Source organism: Bradyrhizobium sp. AZCC 2262 (genome assembly GCF_036924535.1).
Classification (GTDB): Bacteria; Pseudomonadota; Alphaproteobacteria; order Rhizobiales; family Xanthobacteraceae; genus Bradyrhizobium.
In genome coordinates this window covers 7,481,473-7,497,830 of the sequence record NZ_JAZHRT010000001.1, presented here as the reverse complement: position 1 = coordinate 7,497,830, position 16,358 = coordinate 7,481,473, and the positions used below count along the sequence as shown (strand labels likewise).

The window sequence follows — 16,358 nt, the reverse complement described above, 5'->3', positions numbered from 1 at the left end:
GCCGCCGTTCTTCAAGATGACGCCGATGCGAAGCATCGGCTATGGGTGGGGGCGCCGCATAACGGATATCAGACGTCGACGCCGCTCGTTCTTATTTCGATTGACGTCCGCATCGCGCGAACCATTGTAGGCATGACGGCCGGCCAAAACGCGGCTGCAAGATGATAGCGGGGGAAACGATGCAACACTTCAAGCTCGATATGCGCGCGTGGACTCAGTTGGCCGCGCTGCTCGCTGCGACCTCGCTCGTTAGTGCGGATGCGATGGCCGCGAAAATGACCGGCGAGCCGGCCGCGACCTGCAGCGATCTTATCCGGCCGACCGATAATGCCGTCCGGGTCGAATCCGCCTCCATGATCGCACCTGCACCGCTTGCAGTCATCGAAAGAGGACCGACGCCAGCGGCACGCGTTACCCCGGCCAATCCGGAATTCTGCAAAGTCCTCGGCCAGATCGCCCCGGCCGATCCGAATGCACCGCCAATCAAATTCCAGGTGAACCTCCCGGTCGAATGGAACGGCCGCTCGCTGCAATATGGCGGTGGCGGCTTCAACGGCGTGCTGATCACCGGCCTCGGTCTGCCGCCGGCCTATCCGTTCGGCGCGCCTTCGCCGCTGGCGCGCGGCTTTGTCACCTACGGCACGGATTCCGGCCACGAAACCAAACAGGGCGAGCCGCCGCAGGTGTTTGCGCTCAACGACGAGGCGTTCGAGAATTTTGCGCATCGATCCTACAAGCGGGTGCGGGATGCCGCCGTTGCGCTGATGGAGCGCGCCTACGGTAACCCGCCTTCAAAACTGTATTTCATGGGATCGTCGGAGGGCGGCCGCGAGGCGCTGACGATGGCGCAGCGTTATCCGGACGACTTTGACGGCATCTTTGCCCGCGTGCCCGTCATCAACTGGGTTGGATTGCAGCATGCCGGGACGCGCTCGGGGCTCGCAACGATGGGGGAGGGCTGGATTCGTCCTGCCCAGGTCGAACTCGTTGCCAAGGCGGTGCTGCAGGCTTGCGACAAGGCCGATGGCGCCGAGGATTTGCTCGTTCTGGATCCGGTTGGCTGCAAGGCGAAATTCCAGCCGGACTCACTGCGCTGCGCCGCGGGCCAGAGCGGCGACGCGTGCCTGACCGATCCGCAGATCGCGGCGATCAAGACGCTTCATTCGACCTACAAGTTCTCCTTTGCGCTGGAGAACGGCCTTGATGATTATCCCGGCTGGGGCGTCTCGGGCGAAAACACGCCTGCCTTCGGTCCGACCGGCGGCTGGATTTCCTGGTGGGTCGGCAAGGCGGCGCCGGCGCAGCCGCCGGTGCCGGCCAACGGCATTGCCTGGATCTACGGCGCGGGCGGCATCCAGTATGTGTTTGCGCGCGATCCGAAGCTCGACGTCACGACATACAAGCCTGAAGAGCACAAGGAGCGCCTGCTTCAAGTGTCGCGATTGATGGATTCGACCAATCCGGATCTGAGCCGCTTTGCCGCGCGTGGCGGCAAGCTCGTCGTCCTCGAGCACATGGCCGACTACGCCCAGAGCCCCTATGCAGGAATCCGCTACTTCGAAAACGTGCAGCGCAAGCTGGGCAAGGAGAAGACGGCGGAATTCGCCCGGCTCTACACGGCGCCCGGCGTCGATCATGTCGGCTCCGGCGCGCCCGCCAATGTCGACATGCTGGCCGTGCTGGTCGACTGGGTCGAGAATGGCAAGGCGCCCGGCGATCTCGAAGTGACCGAGCAGAAAGTCGAAGCGCCGGCGTTTGAAGCGACGCGCGCGCTGCCCTTGTGCCAATGGCCGGCATGGCCGCATTACAAATCGGGAGAAATCAATCGCGCAGCAAGTTTTGCCTGCGCGCCGTAATCTAGCCCGTGACCTTGCTCGAGCCCTGCGTGATCAGCCGCGCGGCGCGCTGGTCGCGGGCGTGGATCCATAGCCAACTCAGCGCGACGCTGAGCCGGTTGCGCAAGCCGATCAGGAAGTAGATGTGGGCGAGGCCCCAGATCCACCAGGCGAGATTGCCGCGCATCTTCATCCAGCCGAAATCGATCACCGCCTTTTTCTTGCCGATCTGCGCGAGGCTGCCGGCATGCTTGTAGCGGAACGGCGGCAGCGTGCCGCCGCCGAGCCGCGCCTTGATCAGCGCCGCCACGTAGCGCCCCTGCTGTTTCGCCGCCGGCGCAATGCCGGGCACGGGATTGCCGTCGGGGCCTGCGATCGTCACGGTATCGCCAACGGCAAAGATGTCGGGATGGCCGGGCACGGTGAGATCGGGCTCGACTTTCAAACGGTAGGCGCGGTCGGCGGGTGCGTTCAGCCATTCCGCCGCGCGCGAGGCGCGCACGCCGGCGGCCCAGACGATGGTTCTGGCCTCCAGCTTGTTGCCGCCATAGACCACGCCATCGATGGCGCATTCGGTGACGGGCTGCCCCAGCACCACCTCGACGCCGATCTCCTCCAGCGAGCGCTGCGCATAGGCGGAGAGATCCTCGGGAAAGCCTGCGAGCACGCGCGGGCCGGCCTCGACCAACACGACGCGGGTCTTGTGGGTGTCGATGTTGCGAAAATCCGGCGGCAGCGTGTCCTTGGCGAGGTCGGCGATGGTTCCGGCCATTTCGACGCCGGTGGGGCCGGCGCCGATGATGACGAAGGTCAACAGCGCCGCGCGCCGCGCCGGATCGGTCTCGCGCTCGGCGCGCTCGAAGGCGACAAGGATGCGGCGTCGGAGCGTCGTGGCGTCCTCCAGCGTTTTCAGGCCCGGCGCGAACGGCTCCCATTCGTCGTGGCCGAAATAGGCATGGCGGGCGCCGGTGGCGAGCACCAGCGTGTCATAGGCCAGCGCATCGCCGTCATCGAGCAGCACGCGCTTGCCCGCAGCATCGACGCCGCTGACATTTGCGAACAGCGTCGTCACCTCCTTGCGTCCGCGCAGCAGGTAGCGGATCGGCCAGGCGATTTCCGACGTCGCCAGCGAAGCGGTCGCGACCTGGTAGAGCAGCGGCTGGAACAGATGATGGTTGCGGCGATCGATCAGCGTGATCTTGACCGGCGCGCCGGCGAGGCCGAAGGCCGCCTCCAGCCCGCCGAAACCGGCGCCGACGATCACCACGTGATGAGGCTGTTTCGGCGCTGTGGTCATGCGGTGCGGCCTCGGTTCAGATGTCTTCTGACGCTGATTATGTAGTCATTCGCAGGCCCGATCCAAGGCGTGTTTACCAATCGGTCGATAGCGAAAGCGTATCGCCGGCGATGTCAGGCGTTCTGCGGCCTCGGCGACGCAGGCACGCGCTGCCGCGCCGGCAGGCAAAGACCTGCCAAAGCGCCGAGCAGCGAGAGCGTGGCCGCGACCGTCATCGCCGCGGCGAAGCCGGTCGAGAAATGCGCTGGTGTATCGATCGCGCCGTTTGAGGAGAAGGTCGCGACCAGCGCTGCGATGCCGAACATGCCGCCGAAAAAACGCCCCATGTTGAAGATACCGGAGGCCTTGCCCATTTCGGTCACGGCTACTGAACCGAGGATCGCGTTCTGTGCCGCCGGCATCGCCATCGAAACGCCGGTGCCGGCCAGCACCAGCGGCGCAACAAGCGCCAGATAGCTGAGATCGGGCGCGACGATGCCGGCGATCCAGCCAAGGCCGATGGCCTGCATCGACAATCCGGCCACCACCAGCCTCCGTTCGCCGAACCGGCTGACGGCGGCCCCCGCTATCGGCGCGGTCACGAACAGCGTTGCGGTCCAGGGCAGCAGCCGCAGCCCGGCATCGAACGGGCCGAAGCCAAGCGTGACTTGCAAAAATTGCGGCAACAGGAACAGCACGCCATACATCGCGGCATAGAACAGGAAGCTGGCGGTAACGCCCGCCGCGAACGCGCGAGATCCAAACAACCGCATCGGCACCATCGGCGCTGATGCCCATAGCTCCCGGGCGACGAAGGCGATCGCAAACAGCAGGCCTGCGGCGAGCGCCGTAATGACCTCGGGACTGCCCCAGCCCGCAACATTGCCGCGCAGCAGCGCCCATACTAGCGCCAGAGCCGCGACCGCGACCAGCAGCAGTCCCGGAATGTCCAGTGGCGCCACGGGACCAAAGCTTTCGCGCAGCCGCGTCGCCACCAGCGCGACCGCGATCAGGCCGATCGGCAGGTTGATCCAGAAGATCCAGCGCCATCCAAAACTCTCGGTGATGAAGCCGCCGATGGCGGGGCCGATGATCAGGGCCAGGCCAGTGATTCCAGAGAAAATGCCGAGCGCCCGCGCGCGCTCCTCGCGCCCGAAGGCGCCGCTGACGATCGCCATCGCGAGCGGCATAACCAGCGCGGCGCCGGCGCCCTGCGTGGCGCGCGCCGCGATCAGCGCAACGGCGGTGTCTGCGAGCGCACACGCGATCGAAGCCAGCGTGAACAGGGCGATGCCGGCTGCGAACATCCGTCGGCGCCCGAACCGGTCGCCGAGCGCGGCTCCGGTCAGGAGCAGAACGGCAAAGGTCAGGTTGAAGGCGTTGACGGTCCATTGCAGCGTCTCGACCGGGCTGCTGAAATCGGCGCGGATGGCGGCAAACGCCGTGGTGATGATCATCGCATCCAGCGCCATCATGAACGATGCCAGCGCCGTGACGCCGAGCACCCAGTATTTTTCGCCTTGGCTGTATGGTTCCTGCATGGCCGTTCTCCGCTTTCCTGCGCCGCCGCGTGAGCGGCGCTTCCAGCCGAGAGACGAACCGGAACGGGCAAAGGATGCGGCCGAAAATATTTTTCGCGGTCCCGCATCCTTTGCCGGTCGCCAAACGTCCTTGGGGTCGAGGTGCGATGACGCGCCAGGGAGACAGCGATGAAACGGACCCTGATCAGATACAAGACGAAGCCGGAACTGGCTGATAAAAACGCCGAACTGGTTGCGGCGGTGTTTGCCGAGTTGAAGGTGGCGCAGCCGGACGACGTGCGCTACATGACGCTGCGGCTGGAAGACGATACGTTCATCCATTTCGTGGAGAGCGCGGATGACGGCTCCAGCCCGCTACCGAAACTGGCGGCGTTCCAGGCGTTCCAGAGCGGCATTCGGGAGCGTTGCGTCGAGCCGCCGATGCCCCGGGGTGCTATCATCGTGGGTAACTACCGCATGTTGGGCGAGCCTTAGGGCTCGCTTGCCGGAGGCAGGATGACTGTGGTCCCCGTGGCGTCAGCCGTCGATATCGCCGCACTTCTGGTCGCGATGCGGCCAAGGCTGCATCGCTATTGCGCGCGCATGGTCGGCTCGGTCATCGACGGCGAGGATGTGCTGCAGGAGGCCTTGATCAAGGCGGTGGAAGCCTATGCCTCCGCCGGCGAGATCGGCAGTCCCATTGAAAATCCCGAAGGCTGGCTGTTCCGGATCGCGCACAACACCGCGCTGGATTTCCTGCGCCGGCGCAACCGTCAGGAGGCGCTCCGTTCGGCTGAGGAGGTGGACATGATCGTGGATCAGCTCGATGTCGTGGAGAGCCGCCAGATCGCCGCCACCTCCTTGCGCACCTTCATGCGCCTGCCGGTCGCGCAGCGCTCCAGCGTGATCCTGATGGACGTGCTCGGCTGCTCGCTCACGGAGATCTGCGAGGTGATGGAGTGCAGCCTGCCTGCGGCCAAGGCCGCGCTGCATCGCGGCCGCGCGCAATTGCGCGTAATCGCCGATGAGCCGGAGGACACGCCGCAACAGCAATTATCGGGTGCCGACCGCGCGCGCCTCGGCGCCTATGTCGCCCATTTCAACGCGCGCGATTTCGACGCGATCCGCGCCATGATCTCTGACGATGTCAGGCTCGATCTCGTCAGCAGAACCCAGATACGCGGCAAGGCAGAAGTGTCGCGCTATTTCGGCAATTATTCCAAGGTGAACGACTGGCATCTGGTCCCGGGCCTGGTGGAGGGACGTCCCGCCATCCTGGTGTTCGATCCGAACGCGCCCGGTGCCGGGCCGAAATACTTCGTGCTGCTGGGCTGGGCGGCTGGCCAGGTCGCGACCATCCGGGATTTCCGTCATGCGGCGTACGCGATCGACGGCGCGGAATATTCGGTCTGAACCGGCCCCCGGTGCGACAATTGTTGCCGGGGCAACCGGAACTATAGTTCTTGCCATCCCCGCCTTTCGCGAATTATGGTGCAGGCCGCTGGGGTATGGGCCGAAGGTTCTAAGCGGGGCCGCCGGTTCATGCTTGCCGCTGACCGGCGATTTCGCGCACAAAATACCTCACTGATAAAGAGGCGCGCGAAACAAGCGCTGCCCGTCACAAGGCGGGTCTGGTTCGATAACGAGGAGGGGAGTGATTATGAAAAAGGCATTCTGGCTGGCGGGCGCGGCGGTTCTGGCGCTGGCGCAGCCCGCGTCGGCTGGCGACACCATCAAAATCGGCTTTGTCTCGACCTTCAGCGGTCCGACCGCTGTGATCGGCAACGACATGCGCAACTCGTTCGAGCTGGCGCTGGACCATCTCGGCCGCAAGATGGGGGGCAAGCCGGTCGAGGTGATCTATGAGGACGACGGCCAGAAGCCCGACGTCGGCAAGCAGAAGACCGAAAAACTGATCCAGTCCGACAAGGTTGATTTCATCGCCGGCTATATCTGGTCGAACGTTCTTTTGGCCTCGCTGAAGACCGCGGTCGATTCAAAAACCTTCCTGATCTCGGCCAATGCCGGTCCCTCGCAGCTCGCCGGCGAACTCTGCTCGCCTTACGTGTTCTCGACCTCCTGGCAGAATGACCAGACCCCGCAGGCGATGGGCCAGTACATGAACCAGAAGGGCGTCAAGTCGGTGTTCCTGATCGGGCCGAATTACGCTGCCGGCAAGGACATGCTGGCGGGCCTGAAGAGCACCTTCAAGGGCGAGGTGGTCGGTGAGGAATATACGGTGTGGCCGAGCCAGCTCGACTTCTCAGCCGAACTCACCAAGGCGAAGAACTCCAAGGCCGAGTCGATCTTCGTGTTCTATCCCGGCGCCGCCGGCGTGCAGTTCCTCAACCAATATGCCCAGGCCGGCCTCAAGTCGCAGATGCCGCTCTATACGGCGTTTACCGTCGACGAATTGTCGCTGCCACTGCAGAAGGACAATGCGATCGGTATTCCCGGCGCCCAGGAATGGGTGAACGACTTGCCGAACGCGGAGAACAAGAAGTTCGTCGAGGATTACCGCAAGAAGTATACCGGCCTGCGTCCGACCTATTACGGCGCGCAGTCCTATGACGCCGCGCAACTCATCAATAGCGCGGTCGTCGCCGCGAAGGGCGACACGGCGAAGAAGGACGAGATGAAGGCCGAAATGGAGAAGGCCAACTTCAAATCGGTGCGCGGTCCGTTCAAATACGGCAAGAACCATATCCCGATCCAGAACTTCTACCTGCAGGACGTGGTCAAGGATGCTGACGGCCAGCTCTCGCTCAAGACGGTGGCCACCATCGTCAAGGACGACCAGGATCGCTTCCACGACAAATGCCCGATGAAGTGATTGTTGGCATGGCCGGTGCATGATCTCGCGAACACGCGGCCTCGGGCTTGACCCCGAGGCGGTTTGCGACAGATCATCCGCCCAATAAGAAAATGGCGGCGGCGCAGATGTGCTGCCGCTGTTTTGTTAGGCCCACGGTTTAAGGATTCATGCTCGTCCTCATCGAACAATCGCTGAACGGCCTGCAGTTCGGCCTGCTGCTGTTCCTGCTGGCAGCCGGCTTGACGCTTGTGTTCGGCATCATGGATTTCGTCAATCTGGCGCACGGCTCGCTCTACATGATGGGCGCCTATTTCGCCGCCACCTTCGTGGCTTGGACGAACAGTTTTGTGCTCGGCATCCTGCTGGCGCTCGGCGCCACGTTGTTATTGGGCATCGCGCTCGAATTCATCGCGCTCCGGCATCTCTACGGCCGCGACCATCTCGATCAGGTGCTGGCGACCTTCGGGCTGATCCTGTTTTTCAACGACGCGGTGCGGCTGATCTGGGGCCCGGCCGGCCTGTCGCTGCCGCTTCCGGCCTGGCTGACCGTGCCGGTGCAGGTCGTTCCTGGCGTATTCTATCCGGCCTATCGGTTGTCGATCATCGTGGTCGCGCTCGCGGTCGCGGCGCTGCTTTATCTCGTCGTCATGCGCACCCGCATCGGCATGCTGATCCGCGCCGGCGCCTCCAACCGCGAAATGATCGGCGCGCTCGGCATCAACATCAAGCTGCTGTTCACGCTGGTGTTCGGACTTGGCGCGGCGCTTGCCGGCCTTGCCGGGCTGATGCAGGCGCCGATCCTTACCGTGCAGATCGGCATGGGCGAGAACATTCTCATCCTCGCCTTCGTGATCATCGTGATCGGCGGCATCGGCTCGATCCGCGGCGCGTTCGTTGCCGCGATCTTCGTCGGCATGATCGATACGCTCGGCCGCGCCTTCCTGCCGGATCTGCTGCGCATGATGTTGAGTTCTTCCGCAGCCTCCACCGCGGCACCCGCATTGTCGTCGATGCTGATCTATCTGCTGATGGCGATTGTGCTCGTCGTGCGGCCGGAGGGGCTGTTTCCGGCCGCCAAGCGATGAAATCTCACATCAACGTCCGCAACGTCGTCGTGGCGCTCGTCGTGCTTGGCCTCACGCTGTTGCCGGCCTATTCCGCGCTGACCGGCAACATCTTCATCCTGACGCTGTTCACCCGCATCGTCATCTTCGCGCTCGCCGCCGCCAGCCTCAACCTCATCATGGGTTATGGCGGCATGATGAGTTTTGGCCATGCTGCCTATCTCGGCATCGGCGGCTATGCGGTGGGCATCCTCGCCTATGAGGGCATCGGCTCCGGCTTCATCCAGTGGCCGGTGGCGCTGGCGGCGTCGGCGCTGTATGCGCTCGTGATCGGCGCGCTGTCGCTGCGCACCCGCGGCGTCTATTTCATCATGATCACGCTCGCCTTCGCGCAGATGGCCTATTACGTCACCTCGGGCCTCTCGCGCTATGGCGGCGACGACGGCCTCACCATCTACAAGCGCAGCACTTTCGGCGGCCTGATCGACCTGTCGAACCGCGTGCAGTTCTATTACCTCTGCCTTGGCTGCCTGTTCGGCGGCATCTATCTGATCTGGCGCATCATCAATTCGCGGTTCGGCATGGTGGTGCAGGGCGTGCGCTCCAACGAGCAGCGCATGCAGGCGATCGGCTATCATGCCAATAGATATCGTCTCGTCTGTTTCGTCATCTCAGGCACCATCTGCGGCCTTGCCGGCGCGCTATTGGCGAACAATACCGATTTCGTCAGCCCGGCCGGAATGTACTGGACCCGCTCCGGCGAACTCATGGTGATGGTGGTGTTCGGCGGCATGGGCTCGCTGTTCGGTCCTGTTATCGGCACCATCGTGTTTCTGCTGCTGGAAGAGCTGCTGTCGCAGTTCACTGAATACTGGGCGCTGATCATGGGCCCGCTGTTGCTGCTGATCGTGCTGTTCGCGCGCGGCGGCATCATGGGTTTGCTGGGGAGGTTGAGCCGTGCCTGATCCCTTGCTCCGCGTCGAAAACCTGGTCCGCAGCTTCGGTGGCATCAAGGCCACCGACAATCTGTCGCTCGACGTAGCCAAGGGCGAACTGCACGCCATCATCGGTCCCAACGGCGCCGGCAAGACCACGCTGATCAGCCAGTTGACCGGGCAGTTGATGCCGAATTCCGGCGCCATTCACTTTGCCGGCCGCGACGTCACGTGGCTGCCGTCCTATCAGCGCAGCCGGCTTGGCCTGGCGCGCTCGTTCCAGATCACCTGCCTGCTGCCGAACTTCACGGCCGCCGACAATGTTGCACTCGCAGCCCAGGCGCATGACGGCCACTCGTTCCGCTTCTGGGGCGCGGCCCGCAAGGAGAAGCATCTGCGCGACGCGGCGCAGGCGGCGCTGACACGGGTAGGGCTCGCCAAGCGTGCGGACGTGCCGGTGTCCGAACTGAGCCATGGCGAACAGCGCGAGCTCGAACTGGCGGTCGCGCTCGCGACAAAGCCGCAATTGCTGCTGCTCGATGAGCCGATGGCCGGCCTCGGCGTCACCGAATCCGCCCGCATGGTGGCGCTCTTGAAGGAGCTGCGGAAGGAAGTCACCATCGTGCTGGTCGAACACGACATGGAAGCGGTGTTCGCGCTCGCCGACCGCATCACCGTGCTGGTCTATGGCCGCGTGATCGCCTCGGGCGATCCCGACGCCATCAGGAACAACGAGGAAGTCAAGCGCGCCTATCTCGGCGAACAGCATGCGGTGACCAGCCATGATTGAATCCAGGATGGCTGAATCAAAAATGGCCGAGACCTTGCTGGAGATCGACGGCATCGAAACCTGTTACGGTCTCAGCCAGGTGCTGTTCGGCCTGTCGCTGCAGGTGCGATCGGGCGAGATGGTCGCCCTGATGGGCCGCAACGGCATGGGCAAGACCACGACCATCCGCTCCATCATGGGCATGACGCCGGCCCGCGCTGGCAAAGTCCGTTTTGCGGGCGAGGAAGTGCGTAGCCTGCCGTCGTACAGAATCGCAAAGCTCGGCATCGGCCTGGTGCCGGAAGGCCGCCAGATCTTCCCGAATCTGACGGTGTACGAAAACCTGGTCGCCGCCTCCGGCAACCGTCTGGGCAGTTCCGATCCCTGGACCATCGACAAAATCCACGCGCTGTTTCCGCGGCTCGCCGAGCGCGGCAACAACATGGGCGTGACGCTGTCGGGCGGCGAGCAGCAGATGCTGGCGATCGGCCGCGCGCTGATGACCAATCCAAAACTTCTGATCCTCGACGAAGCCACCGAAGGCCTCGCGCCCCTGATCCGCGAAGAGATCTGGAACTGCCTGTCGATGCTGAAAGGCCGCGGCCAATCGGTGCTGGTCATCGACAAGAACGTCGCCAACCTCGCCAAGATCGCCGACCGCCACTACATCATCGAGCGCGGGCGGACGGTGTGGACGGGGACGAGCGAGCAGTTGATCGCCGAGCCGGATCTGCAACACCGGTATCTGGGGATTTGAGCTATCTCCGTCGTCGTCCCTGCGAACGCAGGGACCCATACGCCGCGGCCGTCGTTATCTGGGGCGGTGGTCGATGGTCTTCCTCTAATCATTGGCATCGGTGGTTATGGGTCCCTGCGTTCGCAGGGACGACGAGAGACCGTGCCTCAAAACATCTCGAAATACTCGCGGTGCTCCCAGTCCGACACCTCGGCCTGAAACCGTTCGATCTCCGCGTTCTTGATGTGGACGTAATAATCCACGAACTCCGCCCCCAGCGCCTGCCGGAAGAACGGATCGTCGTTCAGCGCGAAAACCGCCTCGCGCAGGCTCTTCGGCAATAGCTCTGCCTTGGTCTCGTACGGCGCATCCGCCGATGGTCCCGGATCGAGCTTGCGGTCGACGCCGTCGAGTCCGGAAAGAATCTGCGAGGCCATGTAGAGATAGGGGTTCGCCGCCGGCTCGCCGATCCGGTTTTCCAGTCGCGTGGCGGCATCGCCCGGTCCGCCGAGCACGCGGATCATGACGCCTCTGTTATCGCGGCCCCAGATCGCGCGGTCGGGCGCCAGCGAGTAAGTGCGGTAGCGCTTGTAGCCGTTGATGGTCGGCGTCGTGAACACGGTGGACGCGCGGGAGTGCTCCAGGAGCCCCGCGAGATAGGCGCGGCCGAAGCCGCTCAGCGCCTCGCCGTCGTCCCTGGTCATGAACGCATTCTCGCCGCTCGCGCGCAACACCAGCGACTGGTGCAGGTGCCAGCCGGACGCAAATACGTTCGGCAATTTCGGCCGACACATGAACGTGGCGTGATAGCCGTGGCGTCGCGCGATCTGTTTTACGGCCGACCGGAACAGCACCATGTTGTCGGCGGGCGTCAGTCCCTTGGCCGGCGCAAAAGTGAATTCGCACTGGCTCGGGCCGAACTCGACCTCGACCGATCGCAAGGGAAGGCCGAGCGCCAGCACGTCGCGGCGGATGATTTCCAGCGCCGGCTCCATCTGGTCGTAGCGCTGCTCGGTCAGGTATTGATAGCCGTGCGACAGCAGGCTGACGGAAGGCGGACGTCCGGGCTGGCCGGCATCCTCCGGCGTCATGTGCGCATCTTCGAGCTTGAAGAGGTGAAATTCGACCTCGAGGCCCGCGACGAAATCGTAACCGCGGCTTCCCAGTTGATCGAGCACCTTGCGATAGAGATGCCGCGTGGCGAACGGCACCGGGCGGCCGTCGCTGAAATAGAGGTCGCACAGCAGCCAGCCTGTAGTGGGCGCCCAGGGCAGCACGCGAAATGTGGTAGGGTCCGCGACCATCAGCACGTCGGCGGCGCCCTCCATCTCCTTCATGCCAAAACCGCCGCCGGCCGTGAACACCGGAAACACCGTTTTGTGCGAGGTGTCCTTGGCGAGCATCGTGGTGGTGATGGAGCAGCCGCCTTCCAGCGAGGCGATCGCTTCGGATGCTACCAGCGTCTTGCCGCGCAAGATGCCGTGCTGGTCAGGAAACGATAGCCGGATGACTTCGAGATTTTTCTCTTCGACGATCTTGCGCAGGCGGCTGGCCGCCTCTTGCTGCTCTTTCGACCAGAGACCGTGACGTTCGACGAAACTCAACGCGCTGCTCTCCCGCTGGCCGTCGTTCCGGGATGGTCCGAAGGACCAGACCCGGAACCTCGAGATTCTCCGATGTGCAATTGCACATCGTAGTTCGATGCTGTCGCATCGCCCCGGAATGACGGTGCCATAAACTTCACTCCGCCGCCGTCAGGTGGGGGACCTTGCCGACGATTTCGCGTGGCACCGGCGCGGCCCACGGCGCGCCGCGGCGACGCTTGACGTCGACTTCCATCCAGTAGATTTCCCAGCCGCGCGTCGGCCCGATACCGTCCATCGTGGCCGGGCCCTGGATGCTGCGCGCATGCGCGGCGTCGAGAAACATGAATGGCTTCTCGCCGCCGCCGACCTTTTCGATCTCCTGCCGCAGCAGGCGACGATACTGTACGATCGCCTTGTCTGATGTGCCGAGGTGTTCGTTGGTGCGGTCCTGGATTGCGCCCATCGATTCCACCGCCCACTGGTCGTGGACGTTGATGTCGGCCCCCATGCCGGTATAAGTCTCGGTCGCCTGTTCGTGCGGATCAAAACCGTAATCGTTGCTCTTGTTCTTGCGCGATTTGTAATCCGGCAGCTCATACAATTCGAGGCGCTGGTCGCGCATCTTCTTCTTGTCGACCGGCGCCGTGTAGCTGGTGAAGATCGCGTACCAGTAGCAGTTCTCGTCATCAACAGGCACATGCCACTGCGTGATCGTCATCTCCTGACTCATCGGAATGACGAAGCCGTGCGGGAAGAGCTGGTTGGTGACGCGCACATGCGTCCGCTCCGCATCTAGCTCGCGCAGCGCGATCAGCCGCAGCCCGTATTCGGTGTGCTCGACATTGATGATCGGGTTGTCGTATTCGCGCAGGATTTTCGTCATCGGCATGTCGCTTCCGGCGGAAGCGCCACGGAACTGCTTGCCGTAGGCAGTTGAGGTATCCTCGTCCTCGAAGAAGCGATGCAGGAAGGAAGCGTGCGCCGGATCGATGCCGACTTCCAGCGCCTGCAGCCAGTTGCAATTGATGTGGCCCTTGAACGCAAAGGTATGGCTGTCGGGCGCAACAAAACAGTCGATCTCCGGAAACGCCGGCGGCTCGCCTTCGCCGAGATAAGCCCAGAGGATGCCGCTCTTCTCGACCACGGGATAGGAGCGCTGACGGATGCCCTGACACAGTTTTGAGTCCTTTGGCTCCGCGGGCGTTTCCAGGCATTGGCCGGATACATCGAACAGCCAGCCATGAAAGTTGCAGCGCAGCCCGCCATTTTCCAGACGGCCGAAGGCGAGGTCGGCGCCGCGATGGGCGCAGTGGCGGTCGATCAGGCCGTAGCGGCCTTCTTCGTTGCGAAACAGAACGAGGCTCTCGCCGAGCAATTTGACCGGGCGAACCGGCCGAGGTCCCTGCAACTCATCCACCAGCGCCGCCGGCTGCCAGTACATCCGCATCAGCTTTCCGCAGGGGTCCTTGCGGCCGGTGCGGGTGATCAGGTCGTTCGCTTCCTGGCTCATCATGGCGAGGGTCTCCGCAGGCAGATTTGTTCGGCTATTGAACTTTTGTGCGATTCTAGCGTAGGCTTGGGATTAGGCAAGCGGATTATGGAGGCAGCGATGCCCAAGCTGAAGCGCCAGAGCGAGGGCGACAACCGCGGCGCGACCGATTTCATCGAAAGCCTCGACCGCGGTCTGCGCGTGCTCGAGGTGTTCGGCGGCAGCCGGCAGCCGATGATGCTGAGCGACCTTGCCAGGGCGGCCGACCTGCCGCGTGCCACCGCGCGGCGAATTCTCTTCACGCTCGAACGCGCCGGCTTCGTCGCCACCGACGGCAAGCTGTTCCGCCTGATGCCGCGCGTGCTGGTGCTGGCCTCCAGCTATCTCGCCTCCAACCATGTCGTCTCGGTACTGCAGCCTGCGCTCGACCGGCTGTCGGGCGAGGCGCAGGAAATCTCGTCGATGGCGGTCCTCGATGGCAACGACGTCGTCTTCATCGCCCGCGCCAGCCCGACGCGGATATTTTCCTCAGGAATCGATATCGGCTACCGGCTGCCGGCCTTTTGCACCTCGGTTGGCCGCGTGCTGCTGTCGCAGCAGCCCGACGACGAACTGGCAGCAGTACTCGACAAGATGGACCTTGCGCCGCTGACGCCGTTCACCGTCACCGACAAAAAGCTGCTGCAAAAGACGATCATCGCCGATCGCGCGAAAGGTTATTCGCTGGTCGATCGCGAGGCCGAACCGGGTTTCCGTTCGATCTCGGTGCCGATCCGCCGTTACGACGGCGCAATCGTCGCCGCCATCAACATGGGCGCGCATGTCGACCGCGTCTCGTCAGCCGAAATGGTCGAACGCTTCTTGCCGCGCCTGCGCGAGGCTGCGGCCTCGGTGAAATCGATGCTGGTCTGACGAATGATTGTCCGACCTGAAACGCCCGGCGACATTGCGGCGATCCGCGTCGTTGAAGAAGCCGCGTTCGGTCAGTCGGCCGAAGCCCGATTGGTCGATGATCTGCGCACTGCCGGGGATTCAATTTTCTCGCTGGTTGCCGTTGATACCGGGACGGTCGTCGGCCATGCGCTGTTCTCAAGGATGAAAGCGCCGTTTCCCGCGCTGGCACTCGCACCGGTCGCGGTGCTGCCTGAACGCCAGCGGATGGGCGTTGGCTCCCGCCTTATCAGCGAAGGGATCGCCCGCGGCGAGGCCGCCGGGTGGCTCGGAATTTTCGTCCTCGGCGATCCCGCCTTCTATCGGCGTTTCGGATTCGATGCCGGCAAGGCGAGCGGCTTTATCTCACCTTATGCAGAGCCGCATCTGATGGCTCTTTTGCTTGGAAAAAGCGATCTTCCGACAGATACGGGGATCATCGAGCATGCCTCCGCCTTTGCGAAGCTCGGATAGGCAAGGCGAACCATGCGGCTGAAGGTTGGTGAAGCATCATTGTCTCCGCCGTCATTGCGAGCGAAGCGAAGCAATCCATTTTTACCGCTTGCGGCGCTATGGATTGCTTCGCGGAGCCTGTCTCCGGGCGCTATGGCGCGGGCCAGCGCTTCAGCGCGGCTTCGATCGCCTCGAATTTGGCGACGATCTGCGGGGTCACCAGATAGCGAAGGATGCCTGCGACCGTCACGCCGACGGCGAGCGCCACGAGCGTGTACTGCGCCGTGAGCACGGCCACAAACGCCGCGCGCAGCCGGCGCGGCCGCGGTTTCGGCGCGCCAGCTGCGGTAAGGATGGCTGCGTCTTCGCTTTCAGTTGCGCTCATGCGACCCTAGAGTTCGGATAGAAACTGATCGAGGCGCGCCTGGAGCTGCCGGTTTGCCCGTTCGGTCGCGCGCAGCTTGCGCGCCAGGTCCAGCGGAATGACGTCGCTGGTCTCCTGCACATTTGAAAACGCCAGGCCGGCCGCGTTTCGATCGCGCCAGACGAGGTGGGCCCGGCAGGACAGACCCCTGCGCTCGATCTCGAAATCAATCCGGTCGGGCAACATGGTCGAATTGTCGAATTCGATCCTGGCGCCGTGCCTGCTGAAATTGCGCACGGTGCAGGCAAGCGTCGAATTGCGCGCGTTGAACGCGACCATTCCGCCGTAATAGACGCGGTTTCTGGGATGCTGACGCCGCTCCAGCATGATTTGTCCTCCATGCAATTAACGATTTGGTAACACACTTTGAGGGTGTGTTGCAGCGGGCGTTCGCATGGAACTTGCGCGGTGGTTAACGACAGTTGTTGTCCCCGACCACAGCCGCTGGCGCACGGGCTCGGCCCAGGCTCGCTGCAGGTTGCCCGTTCCGCCGAAATATTCAGGATACCGCGCGGCGCAGTCCGAA

Annotated in this window: 16 protein-coding genes; 10 read left to right on the top strand and 6 right to left on the bottom strand. The window is 63.5% G+C overall.

What is annotated here, in order from left to right:
* Positions 1-275: 275 nt before the first annotated feature.
* Positions 276-1,856 carry a tannase/feruloyl esterase family alpha/beta hydrolase gene (locus tag V1283_RS35235; protein ID WP_442895906.1) on the top strand — a complete coding sequence of 527 codons (1,581 nt, stop codon included), beginning with the start codon at positions 276-278 and terminating at the stop codon, positions 1,854-1,856.
* A gap of 1 nt (position 1,857) precedes the next feature.
* On the opposite strand, the gene V1283_RS35230 is transcribed toward V1283_RS35235, so the two are convergent.
* Together V1283_RS35230 and V1283_RS35225 are read right to left on the bottom strand one after the other, a co-directional pair.
* Positions 1,858-3,132, bottom strand: a complete 1,275-nt coding sequence (locus V1283_RS35230; protein ID WP_334391195.1) for an NAD(P)/FAD-dependent oxidoreductase — start codon at positions 3,130-3,132, stop codon at positions 1,858-1,860.
* Positions 3,133-3,245: 113 nt separating this feature from the next.
* Complete coding sequence (locus V1283_RS35225; RefSeq protein WP_334391194.1) at positions 3,246-4,652, bottom strand: MFS transporter; 1,407 nt, start codon at positions 4,650-4,652, stop codon at positions 3,246-3,248.
* 168 nt (positions 4,653-4,820) lie between these two features.
* Here V1283_RS35225 and V1283_RS35220 point away from each other — a divergent pair, with 168 nt between their 5' ends.
* The 7 genes from V1283_RS35220 (at position 4,821) to V1283_RS35190 (ending at position 10,971) form a co-directional block, all read left to right on the top strand.
* Positions 4,821-5,126 (top strand): hypothetical protein, encoded by a 306-nt coding sequence (locus V1283_RS35220; RefSeq protein ID WP_334391193.1) that lies wholly within the window; start codon positions 4,821-4,823, stop codon positions 5,124-5,126.
* A gap of 21 nt (positions 5,127-5,147) precedes the next feature.
* Complete coding sequence (locus V1283_RS35215) at positions 5,148-6,044, top strand: sigma-70 family RNA polymerase sigma factor (protein ID WP_334391192.1); 897 nt, start codon at positions 5,148-5,150, stop codon at positions 6,042-6,044.
* A 247-nt stretch (positions 6,045-6,291) separates the two neighbouring features.
* Positions 6,292-7,464 (top strand): ABC transporter substrate-binding protein, encoded by a 1,173-nt coding sequence (locus tag V1283_RS35210; RefSeq protein WP_334391191.1) that lies wholly within the window; start codon positions 6,292-6,294, stop codon positions 7,462-7,464.
* 149 nt (positions 7,465-7,613) lie between these two features.
* Entirely contained in the window at positions 7,614-8,531 is a 918-nt protein-coding gene (locus V1283_RS35205) for a branched-chain amino acid ABC transporter permease (protein WP_334391190.1), read from the top strand.
* Positions 8,528-9,475, top strand: coding sequence for a branched-chain amino acid ABC transporter permease (locus tag V1283_RS35200; RefSeq protein ID WP_334391189.1), 948 nt, complete (start codon positions 8,528-8,530; stop codon positions 9,473-9,475). Before V1283_RS35205 ends, V1283_RS35200 begins: the two co-directional genes overlap by 4 nt.
* The gene (locus V1283_RS35195; protein ID WP_334391188.1) at positions 9,468-10,235 is read left to right on the top strand and encodes an ABC transporter ATP-binding protein; all 768 of its coding nucleotides are present in this window, start codon (positions 9,468-9,470) and stop codon (positions 10,233-10,235) included. The genes V1283_RS35200 and V1283_RS35195 overlap by 8 nt, the downstream gene beginning before the upstream one ends.
* Before the next feature lie 7 nt (positions 10,236-10,242).
* The gene (locus tag V1283_RS35190; RefSeq protein ID WP_334391187.1) at positions 10,243-10,971 is read left to right on the top strand and encodes an ABC transporter ATP-binding protein; all 729 of its coding nucleotides are present in this window, start codon (positions 10,243-10,245) and stop codon (positions 10,969-10,971) included.
* Between the two features lie 146 nt (positions 10,972-11,117).
* On the opposite strand, the gene V1283_RS35185 is transcribed toward V1283_RS35190, so the two are convergent.
* Both V1283_RS35185 and V1283_RS35180 read right to left on the bottom strand, forming a co-directional pair.
* Entirely contained in the window at positions 11,118-12,554 is a 1,437-nt protein-coding gene (locus V1283_RS35185; protein WP_334391186.1) for a glutamine synthetase family protein, read from the bottom strand.
* A 136-nt stretch (positions 12,555-12,690) separates the two neighbouring features.
* Positions 12,691-14,049 carry an aromatic ring-hydroxylating dioxygenase subunit alpha gene (locus V1283_RS35180; RefSeq protein WP_334391185.1) on the bottom strand — a complete coding sequence of 453 codons (1,359 nt, stop codon included), beginning with the start codon at positions 14,047-14,049 and terminating at the stop codon, positions 12,691-12,693.
* A gap of 96 nt (positions 14,050-14,145) precedes the next feature.
* Here V1283_RS35180 and V1283_RS35175 point away from each other — a divergent pair, with 96 nt between their 5' ends.
* On the top strand, positions 14,146-14,937 hold the full coding sequence (locus tag V1283_RS35175; protein ID WP_334391184.1) for an IclR family transcriptional regulator domain-containing protein: 792 nt from the start codon (positions 14,146-14,148) through the stop codon (positions 14,935-14,937).
* A 3-nt stretch (positions 14,938-14,940) separates the two neighbouring features.
* Complete coding sequence (locus V1283_RS35170; protein WP_334391183.1) at positions 14,941-15,429, top strand: GNAT family N-acetyltransferase; 489 nt, start codon at positions 14,941-14,943, stop codon at positions 15,427-15,429.
* A 130-nt stretch (positions 15,430-15,559) separates the two neighbouring features.
* Here the strand turns inward: V1283_RS35170 and V1283_RS35165 are convergent, their stop codons facing one another.
* On the bottom strand, positions 15,560-15,793 hold the full coding sequence (locus V1283_RS35165) for a hypothetical protein (RefSeq protein ID WP_334391182.1): 234 nt from the start codon (positions 15,791-15,793) through the stop codon (positions 15,560-15,562).
* A gap of 6 nt (positions 15,794-15,799) precedes the next feature.
* The gene (locus tag V1283_RS35160; RefSeq protein WP_334391181.1) at positions 15,800-16,159 is read right to left on the bottom strand and encodes a PilZ domain-containing protein; all 360 of its coding nucleotides are present in this window, start codon (positions 16,157-16,159) and stop codon (positions 15,800-15,802) included.
* Positions 16,160-16,358 lie beyond the last annotated feature (199 nt).

What these genes read in the sequence shown, in the direction of transcription:
- V1283_RS35210 (WP_334391191.1), top strand. Translation starts at nt 6,292, where the DNA reads ATGAAAAAGGCATTCTGGCTGGCGGGCGCGGCGGTTCTGGCGCTGGCG.
- V1283_RS35170 (WP_334391183.1), top strand. Translation starts at nt 14,941, where the DNA reads ATGATTGTCCGACCTGAAACGCCCGGCGACATTGCGGCGATCCGCGTC.
- V1283_RS35215 (WP_334391192.1), top strand. Translation starts at nt 5,148, where the DNA reads ATGACTGTGGTCCCCGTGGCGTCAGCCGTCGATATCGCCGCACTTCTG.
- V1283_RS35200 (WP_334391189.1), top strand. Translation starts at nt 8,528, where the DNA reads ATGAAATCTCACATCAACGTCCGCAACGTCGTCGTGGCGCTCGTCGTG.
- V1283_RS35235 (WP_442895906.1), top strand. Translation starts at nt 276, where the DNA reads ATGACCGGCGAGCCGGCCGCGACCTGCAGCGATCTTATCCGGCCGACC.
- V1283_RS35190 (WP_334391187.1), top strand. Translation starts at nt 10,243, where the DNA reads ATGGCTGAATCAAAAATGGCCGAGACCTTGCTGGAGATCGACGGCATC.
- V1283_RS35220 (WP_334391193.1), top strand. Translation starts at nt 4,821, where the DNA reads ATGAAACGGACCCTGATCAGATACAAGACGAAGCCGGAACTGGCTGAT.
- V1283_RS35230 (WP_334391195.1), bottom strand. Translation starts at nt 3,132, where the DNA reads ATGACCACAGCGCCGAAACAGCCTCATCACGTGGTGATCGTCGGCGCC.
- V1283_RS35175 (WP_334391184.1), top strand. Translation starts at nt 14,146, where the DNA reads ATGCCCAAGCTGAAGCGCCAGAGCGAGGGCGACAACCGCGGCGCGACC.
- V1283_RS35205 (WP_334391190.1), top strand. Translation starts at nt 7,614, where the DNA reads ATGCTCGTCCTCATCGAACAATCGCTGAACGGCCTGCAGTTCGGCCTG.
- V1283_RS35165 (WP_334391182.1), bottom strand. Translation starts at nt 15,793, where the DNA reads ATGAGCGCAACTGAAAGCGAAGACGCAGCCATCCTTACCGCAGCTGGC.
- V1283_RS35180 (WP_334391185.1), bottom strand. Translation starts at nt 14,049, where the DNA reads ATGATGAGCCAGGAAGCGAACGACCTGATCACCCGCACCGGCCGCAAG.
- V1283_RS35160 (WP_334391181.1), bottom strand. Translation starts at nt 16,159, where the DNA reads ATGCTGGAGCGGCGTCAGCATCCCAGAAACCGCGTCTATTACGGCGGA.
- V1283_RS35225 (WP_334391194.1), bottom strand. Translation starts at nt 4,652, where the DNA reads ATGCAGGAACCATACAGCCAAGGCGAAAAATACTGGGTGCTCGGCGTC.